Annotated in this window: 9 protein-coding genes; 1 reads left to right on the top strand and 8 read right to left on the bottom strand. The window is 44.9% G+C overall.

All coding sequences use genetic code 11. The annotated features are described in order from the left end of the window. Positions 1 to 6: 6 nt before the first annotated feature. From TERTU_RS10210 to TERTU_RS10200, 3 genes are all read right to left on the bottom strand, one after another. Entirely contained in the window at positions 7 to 720 is a 714-nt protein-coding gene (locus TERTU_RS10210; protein WP_015817141.1) for a FadR/GntR family transcriptional regulator, read from the bottom strand. A gap of 313 nt (positions 721 to 1,033) precedes the next feature. Next, entirely contained in the window at positions 1,034 to 9,925 is an 8,892-nt protein-coding gene (locus tag TERTU_RS10205; protein ID WP_015818777.1) for a hybrid non-ribosomal peptide synthetase/type I polyketide synthase, read from the bottom strand. Beyond that, the gene (locus TERTU_RS10200) at positions 9,922 to 14,019 is read right to left on the bottom strand and encodes a non-ribosomal peptide synthetase (protein ID WP_015817949.1); all 4,098 of its coding nucleotides are present in this window, start codon (positions 14,017 to 14,019) and stop codon (positions 9,922 to 9,924) included. Before TERTU_RS10200 ends, TERTU_RS10205 begins: the two co-directional genes overlap by 4 nt. Positions 14,020 to 15,283: 1,264 nt before the next feature. Here TERTU_RS10200 and TERTU_RS10190 point away from each other — a divergent pair. Beyond that, the gene (locus TERTU_RS10190) at positions 15,284 to 16,633 is read left to right on the top strand and encodes a glycoside hydrolase family protein (RefSeq protein ID WP_015820953.1); all 1,350 of its coding nucleotides are present in this window, start codon (positions 15,284 to 15,286) and stop codon (positions 16,631 to 16,633) included. 50 nt (positions 16,634 to 16,683) lie between these two features. Here TERTU_RS10190 and TERTU_RS10185 read toward each other — a convergent pair whose 3' ends face one another. From TERTU_RS10185 to TERTU_RS10165, 5 genes are all read right to left on the bottom strand, one after another. Beyond that, positions 16,684 to 16,905, bottom strand: coding sequence for a helix-turn-helix transcriptional regulator (locus tag TERTU_RS10185; protein ID WP_015819762.1), 222 nt, complete (start codon positions 16,903 to 16,905; stop codon positions 16,684 to 16,686). Beyond that, complete coding sequence (locus tag TERTU_RS10180) at positions 16,905 to 17,405, bottom strand: hypothetical protein (protein WP_015818287.1); 501 nt, start codon at positions 17,403 to 17,405, stop codon at positions 16,905 to 16,907. The genes TERTU_RS10185 and TERTU_RS10180 overlap by 1 nt, the downstream gene beginning before the upstream one ends. Before the next feature lie 277 nt (positions 17,406 to 17,682). After that, on the bottom strand, positions 17,683 to 18,219 hold the full coding sequence (locus TERTU_RS10175) for a hypothetical protein (RefSeq protein WP_041590190.1): 537 nt from the start codon (positions 18,217 to 18,219) through the stop codon (positions 17,683 to 17,685). Between the two features lie 104 nt (positions 18,220 to 18,323). Beyond that, on the bottom strand, positions 18,324 to 20,219 hold the full coding sequence (locus tag TERTU_RS10170) for a RiPP maturation radical SAM C-methyltransferase (RefSeq protein ID WP_015818630.1): 1,896 nt from the start codon (positions 20,217 to 20,219) through the stop codon (positions 18,324 to 18,326). 49 nt (positions 20,220 to 20,268) lie between these two features. After that, positions 20,269 to 21,468, bottom strand: a complete 1,200-nt coding sequence (locus tag TERTU_RS10165) for a twitch domain-containing radical SAM protein (RefSeq protein WP_015817043.1) — start codon at positions 21,466 to 21,468, stop codon at positions 20,269 to 20,271. Positions 21,469 to 21,480 lie beyond the last annotated feature (12 nt).

The raw sequence follows: 21,480 nt of genomic DNA, 5'->3' as shown, positions 1-21,480 counted from the left end.
TCTATTTTATCGCCGGGTTAATAGTGAGCTGTCGATCAAGTCAATGGCCTCGTTAAGAAGCGCTTTTATTGCGGTGCGCGCCGATTCCGGGTTGCCGGAGATGATGGGGTCGCAAACACGCTTGTGGTCTGCGAAGCTGGCAAAATGTACATTTTTTATGCGATTAGTGTGGGTAATACTTACCCGAAGTGCAGTCTCAATAAAGTCACGCAACTGAATGAAGAAACGATTTCCGCTTGCGAGCAAAATCGTCGTATGGAATTCGATGTCGGATTCGAGTGCATCGTCGTTACCCAGTTCCGCCTGACGCATGCGCTCCAATGCAGCGAGAATGTCAGTCTTTTGCTCTTCGGATGCCCCTTGGGCGGCGAGCGCGGCAGCTTCGGGCTCTATGGCTACGCGGAGCTGGGTAAATTCTTTGAGGAGTTCAAGCGAAGGGCGACTGTTCAGTGTCCACATCAAAACATCGGAATCGAACATATTCCATTCAGAAGTAGCTTGCAACCTAATACCCTGCCTGGGCCGCGAAGAGATAAGCCCTTTCGCTGTGAGCATTTTCACTGCTTCTCGCATAACACTACGACTGATATCGTACTGATCTGCCAATTGGGCTTCTGTCGGAAACTCTCCTCCGAACTTGTATTTGCCACGTACGATATCTAACCCAAGATTGTAAGTCACTTGGTGAGTCAGATTATGGCCACCGTTTAAAATCTTCATATTTTTCCAATAATAAACTTGGTCCGGATTGTATTACCAATACAGCCGGGTATGCAACGCGATAACCCTCTGGAACGCGCGCTAACACCGGTGTTTGCAGGCTCGCAACCTCAGTCCTAAGTATTACTGAATGCGCTCTGTCGAATTGCTCAGATGGGAACGAAAATCGGCAATAGCCAAGAGGATAGTCTGCGCATAAAATGACTAAACGCCAGCGGCTTGGCTACTCGTTAAACGAGTCGAAAATTGCCATGCTTAGACAGGCGTATTCACATGATTCGTCATTGACTTATCGCCATCCGAACCAGCACAACTACGCCGGAGTTGGCTCGCTACTGTGTCTTTCCGAAAGCAAACGAGTAACGCTAAAATCATTTGCGCCTAGCAAGTCTTTAAGATATGCAGCCTCGTCCTGCTGCCCTTTAAACGCGAGCTGTATCACCAAGCCGTTGGCAGAGGGGTAGGCTTCGAACAATATGCCTTCAAAATCTCGCAATACTTCCTTCATATTTACTTTCGATACAATTATCTCTGTTTGTGCGGTTAAGCTTTGCATAACGAAGTTAAATACAATCTCTTCTGTTAGTTTAGGAGCCGCAGCTTCGCAGGCATCAAAACCGCTTTGCTTTAAAGCTAGGAAGTTTACGTTGTTATTAACCAACTGCTCCACTTTGCTACTGACCTCTGCCAACGTTGTACTCGTGTTTACTACCATTGGAATTTTATCCAGAAACAATCCCACTTGATCGTAATACGTCTTTTGGCCGACCTTTCGTCCGTATTGGTTTAGAGTCATGACAAACTGGTCGAGATCAAATAAGTAGCTCACTATACGTTTAAATATTTCGAAAGCCTCTTCCGCCATACGAAATTTGTCAACGAACGGGACTTCCAGTTGTAGGTGCATCAAATCAAATGCCTTTCGCAGCTCCCCCCTTTGACTAACCAGGGTTCTCAGCCGAACAATTTCAGTAAAGTTCAGCAGCGAATCGGCAATATCAAATGCATCGTTTGTGGCCCCGGACCAGACTTGCGCGACATAGTCTCTGTAATTTACGGGAAGAGGACCACTTTCTTGGTCTAGCAATTGCTGTAGGCCCTGTTCGATAATAGTGGCGGATGCACCGTCGGTCACCAAATGGTCTGCGGCCATGATAAAGTGATGCTCTGTGTCGCTGACGCTTACCCAGACCGCAGCATAATTCAAATACGATTTTTTACAGGTCTTTAGAAGAGTTTCGATAACCTCTTGTAAAATTTCGTCTTTCTCTGATTGCGAAGCGAGTTCTACATTTAGTAGAGGAATAGTGATTTCGCTGCACTCCGTACGCATTTCATTCCATAAAATCGCGTTTTTATCCAGCCATGCGTGCAATAGATCGTGTCGATTGAAAAATTTCTGGCTCGCACGTTGAAGCTCCTCAGCCGAATAGGCGCCATTAAACACCATCCATTCCACGCCCTCGCGCGCGTCCCACATCAGCCATTCCTTTTGCATCGGGCTGAGGGGAAACTGGGATACAATTTCAAGCGCTAAAAGATCCTCCTCGTATTTTTTCAGCGCTGCATCCAGTTGAACGAAAGACGTGTATTGCGTCGATTTTTCGTTGCGCGGCAAGGAGGCGAGTCCGTTTCTTTGCAAGTCTTGCACTGCGTCGTCTAAAGAATCAGTAAATCTAATAAATGCAGGATATTTTTCACACCCAAATTCGTTAGACCTGCGCAAATCAAAAAATCTGCTTTGGTAAATCTTATTGATCAACACGATATGTACTGACTTACCCTCAATCTCCAGTTGCAATTCTCGGAAGTCAATATCCGCGCTCGAAAGCCAATCCCCAATTTCGCGACTCGCACGAACAAGACCTTCGCAACAATCAACTAAAACTGGATTTTGATATATCTCATTAATAGATAGTTGTATATCGCACACCTTGAGACGACTGAGCATACTGATAGCAAGCAGGGAGTTTCCGCCCAGATCAAAAAAATTGTCGTACCGACCGACGCTTCCCACGCCTAGTACATCCTGCCATATATTCGCCAAAACCGTTTCAATCCGCCCCTCGGGTGCTACATACTCGTTACGTCGCCAAACCTTTTCATCGGGAATTGGCAATCTGCGACGGGCCACCTTACCATTCTCTGATAGCGGAAAAGCATCGAGTTTTATGCATATTGCAGGCACCATGTAATCGGGAAGACGCTCCCTTAAAAAGACTCTAAGCCCGTCCCAGGAAACAGCGTCGTCCGCCACCAAGTAGGCAACCAGCTGCTTTCCAAGCTCACCCGAGTCTACCGGATGGACGACAGCCTGCGCGACCCCCGGATATTTAAGAATATTTTTCTCAATTTCACCGAGTTCAATGCGAAAACCCCGTATTTTCACTTGAAAGTCTTTTCTGCCAAGATATTCCAAACGACCGTCGTTATGTCGTCGAACCAAGTCACCGGTGAGGTAGAGTCGCCGATCGCTCTCATCAACAGCGTAGGGATTTTGCACAAATGCGGCTTCTGTGAGGTCGGGTCGGTTTAAATAACCTCTGCCTAATATTGCACCGGATACCGCCAGCTCACCTACGGCGCCCATCGGTACGAGGCTTAAATTTTCATCGACAATATACAGGCGTACGTTGGGTGCTGCGTTGCCGATAAATACTTTCTCGCAAGGCTCACTAATAATGTCGAAAGCTACGGTGTCGGAACACTCAGCAGGGCCATAGTCGTTATAAATTGGAATGCCCGGGTACTGGGCGAACCAACGGTCGGTGAGCGACGGTGGAAATGCTTCACCTGTGGAGTGCAAGCAGCGCAAACTCGGCAGAGGTTGCTTAAAGGGCAGCAGCGCATGTAGAACGGACGGAACTACTACCCATATACTTACCTGATGTTGATCTAGATACTGGAGAAACCGTTCAGGATCGATTACCAACGCGTGAGGCACGATTACCACTGAGCCACCGAATGTCACAGCGCCGAGAAACTGAAAAACAGAAACATCAAAACACTGCGACGCAGTTTGGGCAATGACATCTGCTGAGGTCGTCTCCAATGGATCGAGCTTTGTATGCATATTGTTAAGCATTCCAAAGTGCTCAACCATCGCCCCTTTGGGTTTGCCCGTCGAACCCGATGTGTAAATAACGTAAGCCAAATCATCAGACTTAGGAAAATTTAAACTTTCATTAGCCTCAGGCTCGCTGAGTAGTTCGCCAAAGCTAAGCAGGCGTTTAATCTCGATCGAGCCTTCTACGGTACTTCGCTCATTGCTCAACCGATGCCCTATAATGGCCAGATCGGGCTGAGCTTCTTCAAGAATATCGCACCACCTTTGCGGGGGGTGTGTCGGGTCAATCGGTAAAAATGCTGCTCCCGCCCGCAAAACAGAAATCATCATAATGACGAGGTCGATATCCCGATGATCCAGCAACGCAACTATCGAGTCGCGCTCGATTTTCCTACTTCGTAGTTTTTTAGCGATACTCGACGTTATCTGCTCTAGCTCCGCGTAATCAAGTACCTGATCCAGACATTTGACAGCTATTGCATGAGGTGTGGCTGCAGCCTGCGCTTCGAATATTTCTACCCATGTTTTGGTACTGTTTTTAGCGCTTGCAACAATAGGAATATCTGAAGTCGCCTTAGTTTCTTTTAATTGCACCAGCTCACGAAGCGTGTTGAGATGAGTTAAATTTTCATAAACAATTTGATCTTCGATGCCGAAATCGATCAAACACGCAATTTCATCCACGCCAGCCAATTGCAATTCGTCAACAATAGGTTTGCAACTTTGCGGTGTCCCGAGTAGAGCGCTGGTTTTATAGTAACGACTAAACGCTCTTTCGATAAGAACTTCCATATCGTCAGACTGTGATTCTGAGGAAGCTGCTACACCGAGATGTTTTTGCAGAAATTGCGGAGAGCCTATCGATTCTTTTAGATAGGCTTTAAAGGGTTCCTTCACCATGCTGTATACATAGTTTTGGTCACTCGATACGAAAGTGTGTATTAAAACACTCACGCTACCCCGCCCCCTATGCCCGGCGTTTCGCCAGGCAGCGCGATATGCAGATATTTTGTCACGCAGCTCTGCTGCAGTCTGGCCCATAAGGTGGGTAAGCAAATTAATACCCATAGTTCCAGCTCGTTTAAAAGATTCAATATTACCAGTGGTTGTTAGCCAGATAGGCAACTCTGCTTGTATTGGCAGCGGCCTAATATTCACGCTCTCAATTTCACCCAATCCATTTTTCAATGCTATTGAGTCTCCACGCCATAATTGTCGGATAATTTCAACTTGATCAAACAGCGACGTCTGTCGTGATTCGTAAGACGCAGGGGCAATAGTAAAATCTTTAGGATGAAATCCCGCAGCGATACCGATCCCTACCCTGCCACCCGACATATTGTCAATAACTGACCAGTCCTCTGCCAAGCGTATAGGACTATGAAGAGGTAGTACGCAACTTCCTGCCCGGATTTTTATTCTGTTTGTCACTGAAGCAATCGCAGCAGATGTAATCGCGGGATTTGGATAGAGCCCACCAAAAGTATCAAAATGTCGCTCCGGAGTCCAAACAGCCTCAAAAAAATTCGCATCAGCATATTTTGCGCCCTCCAACAATAGTTGGTATTTGTCCGCGGTGCGCCCACCGGTATCATTAGCGAAGTAAAACAAGCTGAATTTTAGTTTTTCGGTACAGTTTCCATCATGTGGCAACTCAGTCTCTTGCACCGGCATGGGCAAAGCGGGTTTAATCCCACCCGGATAACTCCGTAAGTTAAAATCAAATAGCAGTTGTTCCCTCTCGCGCTCGGAATATAGCGGTAGCTTACTTGCCGGCAAACTCGGATTATTGACAATACTGTCAAGCAGTACCGAGAAATTAACCGCCATGCGTTCTATAGTTTCACGTTCGAAAAGACTGCACGGATACTCCCAGCTTGTTGTAATACCGTCAGGTGTTATGGAAACGTATAGGGTTAAATCGAACTTACTGTATGGCAGGTCTCCAGGGAGAGGCGTAAAGGTTCGGCCGTTATCCGCACTATACCAATCCGACTCATGGCCGAGGTCCTGGTTCAAAATGGTTAAATGTATTTGTACCAGAGGCTCATAGCTCAGGCTGCGCTCGGGATTGAGCGCCTCTACCAGTCGTTCAAACGGAAAGGCTTGATTGGCATAAGCAGAAGTAAGATTTTTCTTAGTCTTTGCAAGAAAATCCAAAAATACAGGGTCATCCGAAAGATCGGAACGTAAAACAAGGGTATTGACGAAAATACCCATAACATTTTCCAGTTCAATGTGGGGGCGATTCGATACCGAAAATCCCACCACAATATCGCTCTCACCGCTGTAACGTGATAGAAACACGGCGAACGCAGCTTGCAACGTCATAAACAGTGTTGCACCGTGAGCTTTTGAAAATTGCTCAAGGTTGTTGGCCGTCTCTTTGCTAACCAGTAAATTTACCTGCCCGCCAATGGTGTTTTGTTGAGGCGGTCGCACTTTATCCAGCGGCAGGCTGTGTACTTGAGGTATGCCATCCAGGGTTTTCTTCCAATAGGCCAACATGTTTTTCATGGCCTGAGACTCTAACAGCGATTCCTGCCAGATTGCGTAATCGATATAGTCAACAGGCAAAGCGGGTAATGAAGGCTGCTCACCACGATTTAGTGCATCGTATACGGTGTTTAATTCGCCAATAAGCAGGTTTGTCGTCCAATTGTCGAATGTTATATGGTGCTGGGTAAGCATCACATTGTGAGAATTGTCAGGAAGTTGAATCAACGTGACACGAATCATCAATTCTTCCGATAAATCGAATTTTCTCAGTGTATCCGTACTTATTAATTCTCTTATTTTTTCGACTCTCTCCGCTTCCGACAACTGCGCATAGTTCAACTGACGAAGTGTAAAGCTATAGTCTTCAAGGACCTGTTGATAGGGTACACCCTCATCCATCATGTACACGGTTCGTAATATTGCGTGTCGCTGAAGAATCCATTCAAACGTTTTTTGAAGCGCACTAATATTGAGATCATGCACTTTAAAGAAAAGCACACAGTTGTAGGCGGAGACTTCCTGCTCCAGAAGCGACACAATCCATAATCGCTTCTGCGAAGATGACAGTACCGCCCGCCCGTTGTGGTTGGTACGAGCAATAGCGGGCAGGGTCTCGCTCGCATCCGAGTTCTGCAGCACACTAATCTCATTCGCCTGCTCTTGAATCGATGACATCTCGAACATGCGTTCCAGCGATATCTCTACCCCCAATTGATTGCGAATTTCGGTAATCACTCTGATTGAGAGTAGCGAATCAACCCCATATGAGAATAGATCTTCCGTTACACCAATACTCTCGCGACCGAGATGTTTACACCATATTTCATGTAAAGTAGTGCAATGAGCATTTGGCAACAATTCACGGTTGGTATCCTGCTGATCTTCAATGGGGGTTATTGCCTCTTTAGCGTCCACTACGGATCGTTCCGCGCGCGCATATGTATCTTCGCTCGACACTTGAGAATCATTGGCAGAATCAGCTAAATTAGGTACGTTCGCATGATCTGGATACCAATATTTTTGGTCAAAACTATAGGTTGGCAGGTCGAGCCGTCTTCGACTCTCATTGCCGTAGTAACTATGCCAATCGACAGATATGCCCGCGCAGTACAACTCGCTCAACAAGACTGCCAGCGATCCGCGGCAAGATTTACTAGCACCAGCACCGCCAATACTCGCGATAACTTTTTTATCTTTTTTAAAGTTCGCGTTTTGCGATACAAGCTTGCCAAGTGCCTCTCCAGGCCCCACCTCAACAAAAGCCCAGTTATGATTGCGCTCGAGAAACTCCACCCCTGAACCAAATTGAACTGGCGATCGGAGATGAGATCGCCAGTAGCCTGCTAGCTGCACCCTAGCGGGTTCCGCCCATTTTCCAGTCACGTTAGAAACAAATTGTTTTGTCGGCGATGACGTTGGGATAGCACTCGCAAACAATTCAAATTCGTCTAAAATTGGCTCCATAAAAGAGGAATGGAAAGCATGTGAGGTACGCAACAAAGAATTGGGCACACTCGAAGCGTCCAATTTCAATCGAAGATCCTCAAGTTCACTGGTATCGCCCGCAAACACAATACGATCGGGCCCATTAACAACGGCAATCTCGATGGAACCACGCAAATATTGCTTGCCCTCCTCAGGTGTAAGCAGCGCGCTCAACATCCCTCCCGGTTTACAGGATTGCATTAGCTCTGCACGCTTCAAAACCAATCGCATCGCATCCTCTAGACAGAATACCCCTGCCAAATGTGCCGCGACATACTCACCCAAGCTATGGCCGAGCATTCCTTCGGATTGAATGCCCCAATGCGCAAGCTGCATCGCTAATGCACTCTCAAACATAAACAGCAGCGGCTGGGCAATATGAGTTTGGCCAATCACTTCTTCTGTAGACTCTTCCGAAACCAGGCAGTTCAGGAGTGTCTCTTTTACGTCAGGTGCGCAGATTTCCAGGCATGCATCAATGCAGCTTCGAAAAACCTCCTCCGTTTCGTACAAAAATTTACCCATGCCAGCAAATTGCGCTCCTTGCCCGGGAAACAAGTAGCATAGTTTTTCGCGCCGCTTGGGGTCGCAGAAGTTTATTTTGGGAGCCAGTAAAAAGGCTTCTAGCTGAGCAACCAATTCAGCTATATCGTTCACAACGCATGAAAATCGGTAAGCCAACTCGCGACGACCAACACTCAGGGTATAACAAATGTCCGCTAACGTTTTTTCGTCGGCACTCATCCAACGGTTCTTTATGTCCTGAACGAGATTTTTTACATTATTGATAAGTGACTGTTCAGTATTAGCGGATAGGCAAACAACCTGTGATGCGCGCGAAGGCGAGGATCTGAAGACATGGTTATACTCTTCTAAAATACAATGTGCATTTGTACCACCGATACCAAAAGAACTTATTCCAGCGCGTCTGGGAAGACTCGACGAGCTCCATCGGCGAAATTCGGTATTCACCTCGAGCCCCGCGCCGGTCAAATCAATATTTGGGTTCGGGGAGTTAAAATGCAAACTCGGGAAAAAGCATTGGTGTTGTAGAGAAAGAACCGTTTTTATAACGCCAGCTATACCAGAGGCTACACCTAAATGCCCGATATTGGTTTTTACTGCGCCTATTGCGCACGGTTCCAGTGAAGAGAAATTATAGGCATCGGCTAGCGCTTCTATTTCTATCGGATCACCAAGCTTTGTGCCTGTACCATGAGCTTCTATGTAGCCAACACTGGTTGGTGGTATTTCTGCGCGCTCCAGTGCTGCGCGGATAACGCTTACCTGACCTTCAACACTCGCAGCTGTATACCCTACTTTCATCTTGCCATCGTTATTTATCGCGGATCCCTTTACGACCGCAATTATAGTATCGCCATGCTCGATTGCGTCTTCGAGCATCTTTAGTACTACAACGCCACAACCCTCGCCCACCATAGTACCGCTAGCATCAGCATCGAATGCTCGACAACTGCCGTCTTTGGACAAAATCATATCCGGATGATAGAGATAGCCCGTATCTTTCAAACTTTGGATCGAAACACCACCGGCCAGAGCTATATCACATTCGCCGGCTATTAAGCTTTGACATGCGAAATGCATCGCGACCAACGATGTAGAACACGCTGACTCAATGCGAACCGCTGGCCCACGGAGATTTAACTTATGCGCAATGCGAGTGCACAAAAAATCTGGCTGAGAGAGCGTATAGTTGTTAAAATTTTCCGCGAACGAGTTCGTGTCACCAACCGCGTCTACCGGTAGCTTTACTTGTGCTGCAGCCCCGGCAAATAGCCCAATCAGCCCGCTATACGTCTCGGAGTTATACCCGGCGCTTTCTAACGCTTCCCATACACATTCGTGAAACATAGCTATTTGCGGGTCAAGACTGGCCGCATCTGCGGGGTTGTAATTAAAAAGATCTGCATCGAAATAGCCCTTACCGCTAACACTGGCCGTTTTTTTAACGTAATTCTCGTTACTGATTAGATTGTAACAATTGCCAGCCTCTATTAACTCCAGATCAGTTAATACTCGTGTACCTTCCTGCCCATTTTTTAGTAGCTCATAAAACTCAGCAATATTTTCTGCCTTCGGAAAGCGACCAGCCATTGCGATGATTGCGACTTCAAAACCTGTTGTTGAGGTCATGCATTAACTCCTTTGTCTTCCCTCGATTTCTTGCGTTTTAGCTGCCGCATTCGGGCTTTACCGTTGTGAATAGCGGCGCTATGCGTTGTCGTTTGCCTCACTGATGAACTTAGATATTGAGCAAACAAGTCGATGGATGGATAGCGAAATATTTTTGCTGGTGCGATTTCAATATTGAGGGTGCCGGATAGCTGTTTTACCAGAGTCATCACTTTGAACGAATCACCGCCAATTTCGAAGAAATTATCATGTATCCCGACCTGATCGGTGTTGATACCTAACACGTTGGACCAGCAGTCAACGAGCATGCGCTCGATCTCGTTCGAGGCGGGCACGTAAGCCTCATTCGATACTGACGCGCTACTCGGCGACGGGAGTTTTTCTTGATCCAGCTTCCCGTTCACATTCAAGGGAAAGGCGTCGACGAAGAATATGTGTGCAGGCACCATGTAGTCTGGCAGGTGCATACGGCCAAAATATTTGAACGCGCGTATTAGCTCAGTATTGCTGGCCGTGTTCGATTGGCCCTGATCCTCATTCGCGGCCTGTTTACTGGAGCGGGTTAATATCAGATACAACGTCAATACGGTACTTTGAGCGGCGTCTTTTCTTGCCAACACCCTTACCTGCTCAACTTCCGAGTGACGGGCATAAACGGATTCGATTTCACCCAACTCAATTCGATAGCCTCGAATTTTCACTTGGTCGTCTATCCTCCCGACTACATCAACACTCCCGTCTGGATGACGTCTTCCCATATCGCCTGTTTTGTATATTCGACCTTCGCCAGTAAAATAATTTTTGATATATTTTTCACTATTCAGACTGCCCAAATTAAGGTAACCCTGAGCGACACCATCCCCACCGATCCAAATCTCGCCGATAACATTGTCGGCACATAGCTGGCCAAACTGATCGACAACGTAAATCGACGAGTTATCAATTGGCGAACCAATACTGATGAACGTGTTTGATTGAATCCTATCTCCATAGCAAAAACTCGACAGCACAGTCGTTTCTGTCGGACCGTAACCATTGATATAGCGGCAAGCCTTGCTCCAGGTATCTACCAAATGACGCGAGGGCGAAGCGCCCGCAGTTAGTACTACACTATGCTTATTAACATAGTTTGGCTCCATTTCATTCAGGTACTCGGGCGGAAATGCAGAGAATGATATTTGATTAAGCTGAAGGTACTTACCGACAGCGAGTGGGTCTTTGGTCAAACCGTCAGACAAGATGTGGAGTTCAGCTCCGATCCATAAACTCGCAAATATTTCGCCCGCTGAGGCATCAAAGGTGAAAGGCGCAAACTGCGTAACTTTAGAATGCTCTGCTATCAATCCCTCACGGGAGACCCAACAGCAAAAATTTGCAATGTTTTTGTGTGTAATTACAACACCTTTGGGCGTTCCCGTGGTACCAGATGTATAGATGACATAAGCAGGTTTTTCGACGTCTTGCCGATGTTTGGGTTGTAATCTGTATTCAATATTTTCTGAAACGTCAGATACATCGAGGGAATTACAGGACAGGGATCTAAATTTTACTAAGTGCTCCGAATCGGTTATGAGCCAACGAATAGCGGCATCGGCTATTACGTGAGCGCAACGGGCCTCAGGCTGTTGCGTACCCAAAGGAACATATGCACAACCCAGTGCGTGTAGACTTAATATCGCGGCGATAAAATCCGTCGATTTTGGCAGCACAATCGCGACATATTCGCCTGGTTCGATATCCGCGTTGACCCAATTCGATGCGAGATAATATGCACGGTCACGTAGCGCCGAATAGGTCCACGCTTTACCTTCGTGTACAACCGCCACCCTCTGGTTATTGCGTTGAGAGACCGCCAAAAACCGATCCCAGATAGTTTCCGCTTTATATGCGTACCGAGTTCGTTCGTTTAGACGATGCAGCTCTTGCAATTGAAATCGGTTCAGCGCTTGTACATCGGCTAACGGACGATCAATAGCAAAAGCGATTTCAGATAGTATTTGCGCGTAACTGCTTAGGATAGTTCTAGCATCAACATCGCTATAGGATGCCGTGTTGTATACCAGATCCACAGCTACCTCTTCACCAGGGTGAACAATCAAATTGAGTCCGAAGTTATTGTGGCCCAGCGTTTTAATTTCGTGAATATCTAGGCGCTTAATCTGATCGCCTTTCGCGAACGGCAAATTTTCGGTTGTTACAAATGTATCGAACAGCCTCTCAGATGATGGTAGATCACCTAGCTTGCTGATTTTATCAAGCGATAAGAATTCGTAATCCGACGCAAGTTCAAGCTGATTCTGTACACTGTTTAGTAACTGTCGAATACTGGCTTCGCCGGACAGCTTTAACCGCATAGGCAGTGCATTTAGACACATACCAACTAAATCAACAATGCCATCTAATTCCGCTGCACCGGCACGACCACTCACAGCATAGCCAAAAAGCACGTCATTTTCCCGGCTAAACTTGCCGAGCAATATGGCCCACGCCAACTGAACGACAGCGTTCGGAGTTAATTGCTCGGCTACGCAAAGATGATAAAGCCTCTCCGAAGTTTCCGCGGATAAGGTCTCTGAAACCAACTTCTGAACGTAAACTTGCTCGGAATTGGGTTTAGCAAACGAGATGTGAGTTGAAGCCTTAAAACCTTTTAAGTAATTACGCCAATATGATTCTGCGGGCTCAACTTGCTGATCGCTCAACCAGGCAATATAGTCTTTAAATGGAACAGGAGTTGTAAGCTCATCCGCCTGCTGATTAAGCAATAGTCCAGGGTAGATCTTTTGCAGTTCGTCAAGCAATAAATTTAACGACCAGCCGTCGAGTAACGCGTGGTGGTAGGTCCAGACCAGAACACTGCATCCATCTGCCCTACCAATGAATAGAAACCTGTTGGGTGAACGACCTAAATCAAATTGTTTAACCCTTTCCTCTTCAGCAAGAGCGCTAACGCTAGTAGTTACATCGCCCCCGGATGTAGAGGGCAAATGAACTTCTCGCCAATCGATAGGTTGCCTGATCAGCACCAACTGCAATAGCTCTCCGCGCGCACCCTTTTCAAATATAGTTCGCAAAGCATCATGTCGCGCTATCAGTATTTCGATTGACTGTTTTAACGCGTTGGAATTGAGGGGCCCCATCGTTAGAATCGCTTGAACCGCATAGCTACCGCCACGCTGTTCTATACCGGAAAAGGAGATCATCCCACGCTGCATGTCTGTCGCCGGATAGATATCGTGCAAATCAGGGTGCCGCTTCAGAAATTGCCTTAGATGAGCTAAAGGTTGTATTGCAAGAGGGTAATTGGCAGGAAGTACTGGGCCAGCCGAGTTGAAATGCGCTAGAATTTTCGCATCCTGCTCTCTCAAATTAAGATAAATTTTGTCAGCGAGAGCGGCGATATCCGAGTGCCACCCTCCGATTTTAAGCACGGGGCAATCGTCCAAGCCCGATATATCAATGATAAGCCAATAATCGCTATCGTCTACTTCGCTTGGATCTATTTTTGAGCGGTTCGTTGAAAGACGGACAAGAATGCCCGACCCACTAGTAACTAAACGACTCGCTTTCTCATTATCTTCAACAATGTTTTCAGCTGCTGTTAGATTATGTAACTGCGACAATATCGCTACATATTCAGCTTTTGTCCGCAACAGGCGCTCTCCGACATCGCGAATCGCTGAAGGCAGTAAAATTGGAAAACACAGACGACCTGTTCCAAAAATATCATTTTCAAGTCTGTTTTTACAAAGATCGCTGGGGATACTCAAATTCAGCACAACGGTTGGCGACCCTGCTTTTAAGATACCCAGAGTAGACTCCAGTGCCGACCCAATAGATGTCAGCAGAATATGCGCTTGATCAGTGAGGTAAATATCGTTAAAAACAGCATTTGCCGCATAGATTGATGAATCTAGCCTGGTGCCCGGTGACCAAGTAAGACAGCTTGTATCTAGTACGCGATCGCAGAAAGAAGTAGGCTGTTTATAAAACGACTTGGCGCAATACCTGTTTTGCCAGAACTTAACCCCCTCATTAACAGCTTTGGCAATAGGATCAGAACCAGTTTTTGGATTAACTAAATTAATGTTCATGCTCGCCTCCACTAATGGATATGGCGTTTTAAACTCAGACGCAGTTTGAAGGATTTAGATTGGCTGATAAGTTTTATTTTTCTATCTTTATCAAATCCAGCATTCACTACTATTGGCATTTGTGAATGCCACTTTTGCAATGGCGCGCCATAGAGCACCATTATTCCTTGAAGCACACATAATCGGCGAAGCACGATACTCCAAAATGGTTTTATTGTTCCGGGACAGGATTCACAGTTAAAGTTACAACAAATTTACATTAAAGATGCATGACGACATCAGTGACAGAAAAACGTGCCTTTTATTAACGGGTTTTTTGGGGGGCAAACTAAAGAGTCGATTACAATACATAAGCAGGTATCAAACGACACAAAAGACAACTACCTACTTACTCAGAACACCTAATCATGAAAGTAGCCTATAAGGCTAAACGAGAAGAAAAAACCAATCACAATTATTTTTTACAGGTGAAAATCGTGGAGTGAAATATCATGCTAACTAAGCTGCACATGAATTCCGTAGCGACTGAATCCGCGATAGCACGTAAGCTACAAAAAGCAGCAAATATAAAAGTGTATAACGCAAACCCGATACACGTTCAGCAAAAATCAGCAAGAAATAGGCTAGGGCCTGTTAACACTAATTCAATTCGCTCTGCTGGAGCCTGTATTTTCAGGATGAAAGGCATTTTTGGCGTTGTTTAGCGGGCTAAACGAGTGAAAAATAACGCATCAGCCTGTAAATACAGGCCCAGCCCTGCGGGTTGCGGCTAAAATCCCGCTCTCAGCGTTGTTTGTCGCTCATTTGGAACAACCAAACTACGCTCCAAACGCCTTGATAGCGAAATTTTAGCCGCAACAGAATAAATCGAATTAGTGTTAACAGGCCCTAGAGGACAGGGACGCGAGGCTCACCATTTGGCGGCAGAGTGCGACTTACGCCAAGCCACAACGAAACGCAAGTGGGGCTATCACCGACCCCAAGCATCGCTGTAAGGACAACATCAGAAAAGCCTACATTATTGATTTTTCATATACCGTTAACTATTCTTGCACATGGCGCGCATATATACATTAGGGCGTGACCTGCGATAGCATGTTAAGTCGAATTTATAACAATGTGTTTTCAAAAATTAACTAACACAAGCTAACACACCTCTAAAATTAACGCTAAACCATTGAACAAATCTGAAACTCCTGCAAATCGCTGATTATTCCATAGAGTACTATTTTCACATCTGGATCACTTATTTTCGGAAATTTTTATGCTATTTATTCCCACCAAATCAAGTTCCATCCTAAAAGCAGTGGTTTCGATTGGCCTTTTATTTGTCATCGGCTGCAATAACTCGAAACAGCTATCTGGAGAGGACGTCGTTACGGACGATCATTTCGAACGCAAAACACTCTATGTAGATCTTGGGAACGCGATTAAGCCGGTGACGCATGTCGCCTCGGGCGCTCTCTACGGCGTAGTTGAAAATATTCCGACTAACATTGATGGGCTCGTTGCACCTTTGAACCCTAGCTCCTACGTCCAGCCAGCACTTTCCGGCGAAGGAGCACAACAACCTTACGGCAGTGCGATAGCAGTATCCAAAAGGCTGTGGAAAGTGACTAAGGCAAAAGTTGCCATTCGGTTAGCCGACGTACACCCTGGCTGGCCCTACCAATGGAGTGGCTGGAACAATTGGGAAAAAAAGGTTCGAGAAGTTATTACCGCAAAGCAAAGGTCCGGGCGAACGAATTACTATGGGTATGAAATCTGGAATGAACCTAAAGGTACTTGGCAGGCACAGAACGGTAATTTTTTGACTACTGTTTGGAAGCCCACTTACGACTTACTGCGGAAGCTCGACCCATTATCCAAAATCATAGGTCCTTCATCTGCTTACTACGCGGAATCCCAAATGGAGGAATTTCTACGTTTTTGCAAAGCCAACGATTGCATGCCAGACATTGTTAGCTGGCATCAGTTACAAGGCTCCCAGACAATTGCTAACAACATCACGAACTATAGAGCCCTGGAAAACCGTCTTCAGATTACTCCCCGGCTTATAAGTATCAACGAATACTCCCACGATAATCACGTCTTTGAGGGTGCGCCCGGCGTAGCGGTTCCCTTTATCGCTAAATTTGAGCGTCATGGCGTTGATACCGCAAATATTTCGTGGTGGTTCCCTGCCCTACCCGGGCGCTTGGGTAGTTTGATAACAGCCGAAGGCGCCCGCAACGGCGGCTGGTGGCTCTATAAGTGGTACGGCGAAATGAGTGGCGAAATGGTCACGACTACGCCTCCGAATGAGGCTAGCGATGGCCTGGACGGCTTTGCCAGTCTGGACATGAAAAACCAACGGGCAAGTATTATCGTTGGCGGCAATTTTCTGGGAATCGCGGATGTAAAAATCAGCGGCATTCCTACTTCATTTGCTGACAGGATACGGGTAAAGGTTGAACATGTTACATGGTCAAGCAAGGAGTCACCAGTTAATGGAACGGTAGTAGACTCAGATTCGGTTTACAGCATTCAAACAGGCACACTGACTGTGCCTGTAAAAATGACTAACCCGCTCTGGGGTTATCGAATCTCCCTATCTCGGGAGGACTCACCCTAAATCTACAGCAGCAGAAAATATCCTCTAGTGGCTTATAAATGGCAACTAAATCAATTCGGATCAATTTCATAACTAAAAACTGCTTCTATACCCACACCAAACACATGCGCAATTCTGAAAGCCAGTTCTAATGAAGGGGAATATTTGTTAGCTTCGATAGCAGAAATTGTTTGCCTTGTAACTCCGGCAGCTTTAGCTAAACTAGCTTGACTCATTTCGCTAGCTTCAAAGCGAAAGCGACGAATATTATTTGATATTTTGATGGGGCTCATTAGTACCCCCGACGATAATGGAATAGTTGGACGAGCGCTTTTGTACAGTCAGAAATAAAAGCCGCCACCAATAAAATATGTAAAATAATAATGGGCTCTAGGGGTTTAGTGATATTGTCTACCCAAGCCCCCTGAAATCCAAAATGCTCTGACACATACCCCAAATACAGGTAGCCAACTAAACATATGATACAAGTATGGAGGGTGTAGAGCGCCGACCTGTTTGCTTTAGCTTCGAATTGATAATCACGCTCATCCGCAGGTTCCTCGGCGGGCTGATCTCGTCGAGAGGATTGAAACGCTATCAGCCCATAAAGAACAATTGAAACGAGGATTGAATAATTAATGACAGAAATGAGGACAGAGGTCATATCACCTGCGCTGGAATACAAACCTTTATCCAAACTCCCCACCTTAAAAAAATACATTGCCATTGCGCTGATATCGATGAACAGTGTCACCCAAAGGTTTTTTTCTCGATTCGTTAATTCAAACAACATTGAAAGCTCGCTCCTTAGCAAAATTTGACTGCTACAGCAGCCGGACACCTACATACTCTGTTAGTTACATTTATCTTTGTGTAACTTTATGCTTACAAATGGTATACCTTGCTTTACATTATGTCAAATATATTTGTCATCAAAGATAAAAAGGGCTAACAGGTACAACTCCCGCAACTACGGTAAGCAACTGATTTTTATAGATAATTTCTAGTCTAAGCGAAGTATGGCTTTAGGAAAGCGTTCAGAGGTGACGTACGCGCATTGTTGAAGCGTTTTATGGACCTGTTTCTTCTCGAATAGTGTACCAAACAGGCCAGAATATCAGCCACCCTGCCATGACCCAAGGGATAGCTGATATAGAGTCCGTCAATACATGTGTTTTATCTGCTTGGCCAACGAACAACACCCCGCTATATAAGAAAATTGCCGTTATTGAAGCTGCCAGACACCCTTTTAGCCACTGCTTCCATTCATAGATTGTCCGGAGTCTACCGTGTTTAGGAGGAGTTAGAGGTTTAGTCCCACCTGCGAATCTATAGGCGGCGTAGTTATCAATCCATCGAATACCGCTGTGGCCATACACGAGAGATAGCCCTAAATATATGCCAGATAAAGCATGCGCAAGCTCCGCTTCAGCTCCTTTGTGCAAGTCAACGCTTGCCGCTACAAATAGAATGAAATCTAGTAAAGGAACGCATAACAAAAAGAGCGTTCCTAGGCGAGGCATGTGTAGCAGGTATCGAACCAACATGCCTAACGCCAGCATTACCCAAAATCCAATTTCACAAACAACAATTAGGGCAATTAGCATAAATACTGTGCCAGCTCGCAACTAAGCGTCGCCTATTAGCAGCTTGATATCACAACGATTTAGACGATACCAAAAAAAGCTTCCTGACCATGAAAGCAAAACCATTACGCAACTTGTGATTCTTTTGCGCTTGCCATAAGAACTGCCAAATCAGATCCCTTTCTCGGTAACACTAAATTGATTAAACGATTTTCATCTTTAAATACCAAACCATTTGATCGTAAAAATTCAAGCTCACTTTCAAGACTAAGCTCTTTAGAAAACTTGTCAATTAAACAATCGTGGGACCTGGGTTTATCAAGATAATTCAACAATTCACGAGTCTCTGCACTAATCTCATAACTTTTTATTTCACCATTTCTTGAATCATAAATAGTGTTTTGATCCACAAAGTACAGCTCGGGTTGATATTGATGTAGCTCGTTCGTTACAGACTTATCCAGATTAGCTTTTTTCCAGCTATCATTCCAGCGAGCTACGATAGCGTTTAATTTTGAAATCCAACGAGACATCATATTTATATATGGTGAAGCGTAATTGCTATCGTAAAAGTAGTACGCCATATTATTCAAGGTGTTTTTATCAAATGGATAAAGGTATTCGTAAAAATCGAATGGTTTTAACCACAAATCATACTCTTTTGAATTCATAAAATAAGGGCTATAGCGATCAAAACGAACAGGATAACATCCTCCTGGTGGAGGCAGATGAGAGAGCAGAGGCAAGTCGTTCGCATACTTGATAAAGACATGTTCTTGTTCCCCGGGGAACCCTATAAGCAAGTTCCAAATAGGCAAAATATCGTACAACACACAATTTTTTAAAAATGATATATTTGTAAAAGAAGATGTCCCTTTCTTCATCAATTTGAGCGTTGAAGAATCTAGCGCCTCGATCCCTGGCTGAAGTAATTTAACCCTGCTTTTCGAGAGCAGCTCCATCTCCCACTCTTTCAAAGATGCTTTTACCTCGTAAAATATATTGACATTATCCGGAGGGTTAATGTGAGGAAAGACATTGTGGGTATATTTTTGCGGGATAATATTATCGACACTCGAGAAATTTTTACATTTACCAGAATATTTAAAAATATCGTCAAACTGACCTATGGCGACTTCTGGCGCCATTGTTTTATAAGCCATAGATTGACTATTTAAACCACAGAAGGTGCAATGCGCCCTTTCACCCCACCAACAACCGCGTGATGTTTCAAAGAGTATCAATTTTGAATCTTTTATTTTCGGAAAAGCTTCGTCAAACTGCCTAATAAAATCAGTGTAATCAAGAGGCAAGTAGTCATCTAAGGGGCGTTCCTTTCCTATCCGATTTTGTTTCGTTAAAAAATCAACATTATTTTTGCTAAGAACCCCTTGAATAGCATTGCACGATTGCAAGTTCCTCTCAGCATAATGCTTTAGGAATTCTGGAAAAGAAACCAACGAGGGGCCAGAAAAAACAAAGTCAATTTGCGGAACATTTTTAGCGATTTCCTCTCCCATTGGAGACTCGCAATTAGCACCACCGATAACTACACATATACTTGACCTCCTTTGTTTAAGTTTTTTAGCCAACGCAAAACTAGCGCCATTTTGAGAAAACATCGAAGAGAAACCGACAATGTCATAGTTGTCTAGACCGTTATCATTGATAAGTTCATCTAGCTTTGCATCAATTTGTTCCCTAAATTGGAGCAACCCCTTCTTAAACGCGAGAGTTTGCGGATCATTCTGCGGGTAAAAACGATTGAGGTATTGTGTTTTATTGTCCGGTTGTTCGGGAAATGCAATATGGCGGAACAACCAGTCACCTAAACCAGAAGTAAACTGATTAGAGATAAAATCAAACATATCTGTGCCAATCAATTTACAAAACTCGTGATTAAAATAATATACGTCAATCTTTTCCACAACCGACTGACTTACAACCGCCTCCAGTTGAGACAAGCCTAATGAAGGCCGCTGTATATTGGCAAAAGGCATATTGATAAAAGCGACTCTCATTTCTTTATCCCGCGCTATTCAGGTAACAGGCTATCTAAAATTAGTTTTATTAAGTCACAGCCTCGCTTTGCTGACTCGCTAGCTCAAATAGCTCGAGCATATAGCTTTCATTTGAAAAAACGTCGACAAAGGATTCACTTCGAATACTATCTATTTTTTGGTTAAATTCATAAAACTCCCCTAATCTATGAGACCAATCTTCTGCATTCATATAACTCGTCACATCTTTTAACCACTTGATCATCAACGCTGGCAAATTCTCGGCCTTAATAAATGCCGCTACCCGGCGATCTATTTCTTTTTTATGAGCTAAGGGTAACAGCCTGATATTGTAATACTTAGGCTCTTGAACAATATTTAAAGTTATATCTTCATAGCGACAAATACCCTCAGATACTATACGCTTTAAAAGATTGGTGATATTAAATATATTTAACAGAGTTATTGTTGGAGAGACGCGTATATAAACGTTGGGAGCCTCTCTCTTAATCCTCATGGCATTATTTCTAATGGTCTCGAAATCGGACCCTTCCCTTAAATACGGAGTGCGTTCATCAACCTCGTCTATACTAATCGCAACATTTACTGATTTAAACTGTTTCCATAGCTCAATAACATCCCAATCTTTTAAGTGCAATAGTGTCATATTTGAATTATAGCCTATAATGGCATCCGTTCGACCGCGATCAATTAAGCGCTGTAAAAGTTCGTAATGTTGATGCATCATAAGCGGTTCGCCGCCAGCAAAATAAAATTCCACCGCCTTATCAATAAAAGGATCCAGCTGATCCACCATCCGCTGAGCCCCGTCACTGGTTATCAAAGCTTTATCAGAGACAGTCAGGTTAAGTTTTTTTGCATCATTAAACCAAGAGCTACTTGACCCATGCCAGCACATCCGACACTTTAAATTACATATATTTGAAAAATGCACATGAATACACAGCGGTGTATCTGAGCGCAGCTTGGGATCCTGTATATATTTTAAAATAAAACTACGATTCCAGCGAAGTCGAAAGCTGTCAGCACCGGAATCTTCAAGTTGATAGCATATCTCGCAGCCTTCGACCTGCTTACCCCCTAATATTTCTTCTCTAAACTGTTCCATCTGATCGCCGGACCAAATATCACTCAGAGACTGCCTTTTTGAATTACCAAAACTGCGAGTACTGGTGCAGCAAGGAGTCACATTCCCATCATTTGCTATATTCATATGAACAAACGGCGCAGTACAATATGTTTTGCTCATTTTCTACTCCCC

The sequence above is a fragment of the Teredinibacter turnerae T7901 genome (assembly GCF_000023025.1).
Taxonomy (GTDB): domain Bacteria; phylum Pseudomonadota; class Gammaproteobacteria; order Pseudomonadales; family Cellvibrionaceae; genus Teredinibacter; species Teredinibacter turnerae_B.
The sequence above is the reverse complement of the archived record's forward strand: the minus strand, read 5'-3'. Positions and strand labels throughout refer to the sequence as shown.

Excerpts from the sequence above, each read along its gene's own strand:
- TERTU_RS10175 (WP_041590190.1), bottom strand. The coding sequence starts at position 18,219 with ATGCTAATTGCCCTAATTGTTGTTTGTGAAATTGGATTTTGGGTAATG.
- TERTU_RS10180 (WP_015818287.1), bottom strand. The coding sequence starts at position 17,405 with ATGTTGTTTGAATTAACGAATCGAGAAAAAAACCTTTGGGTGACACTG.
- TERTU_RS10185 (WP_015819762.1), bottom strand. The coding sequence starts at position 16,905 with ATGAGCCCCATCAAAATATCAAATAATATTCGTCGCTTTCGCTTTGAA.
- TERTU_RS10210 (WP_015817141.1), bottom strand. The coding sequence starts at position 720 with ATGAAGATTTTAAACGGTGGCCATAATCTGACTCACCAAGTGACTTAC.
- TERTU_RS10190 (WP_015820953.1), top strand. The coding sequence starts at position 15,284 with ATGCTATTTATTCCCACCAAATCAAGTTCCATCCTAAAAGCAGTGGTT.
- TERTU_RS10170 (WP_015818630.1), bottom strand. The coding sequence starts at position 20,219 with ATGAGAGTCGCTTTTATCAATATGCCTTTTGCCAATATACAGCGGCCT.
- TERTU_RS10165 (WP_015817043.1), bottom strand. The coding sequence starts at position 21,468 with ATGAGCAAAACATATTGTACTGCGCCGTTTGTTCATATGAATATAGCA.
- TERTU_RS10200 (WP_015817949.1), bottom strand. The coding sequence starts at position 14,019 with ATGAACATTAATTTAGTTAATCCAAAAACTGGTTCTGATCCTATTGCC.
- TERTU_RS10205 (WP_015818777.1), bottom strand. The coding sequence starts at position 9,925 with ATGACCTCAACAACAGGTTTTGAAGTCGCAATCATCGCAATGGCTGGT.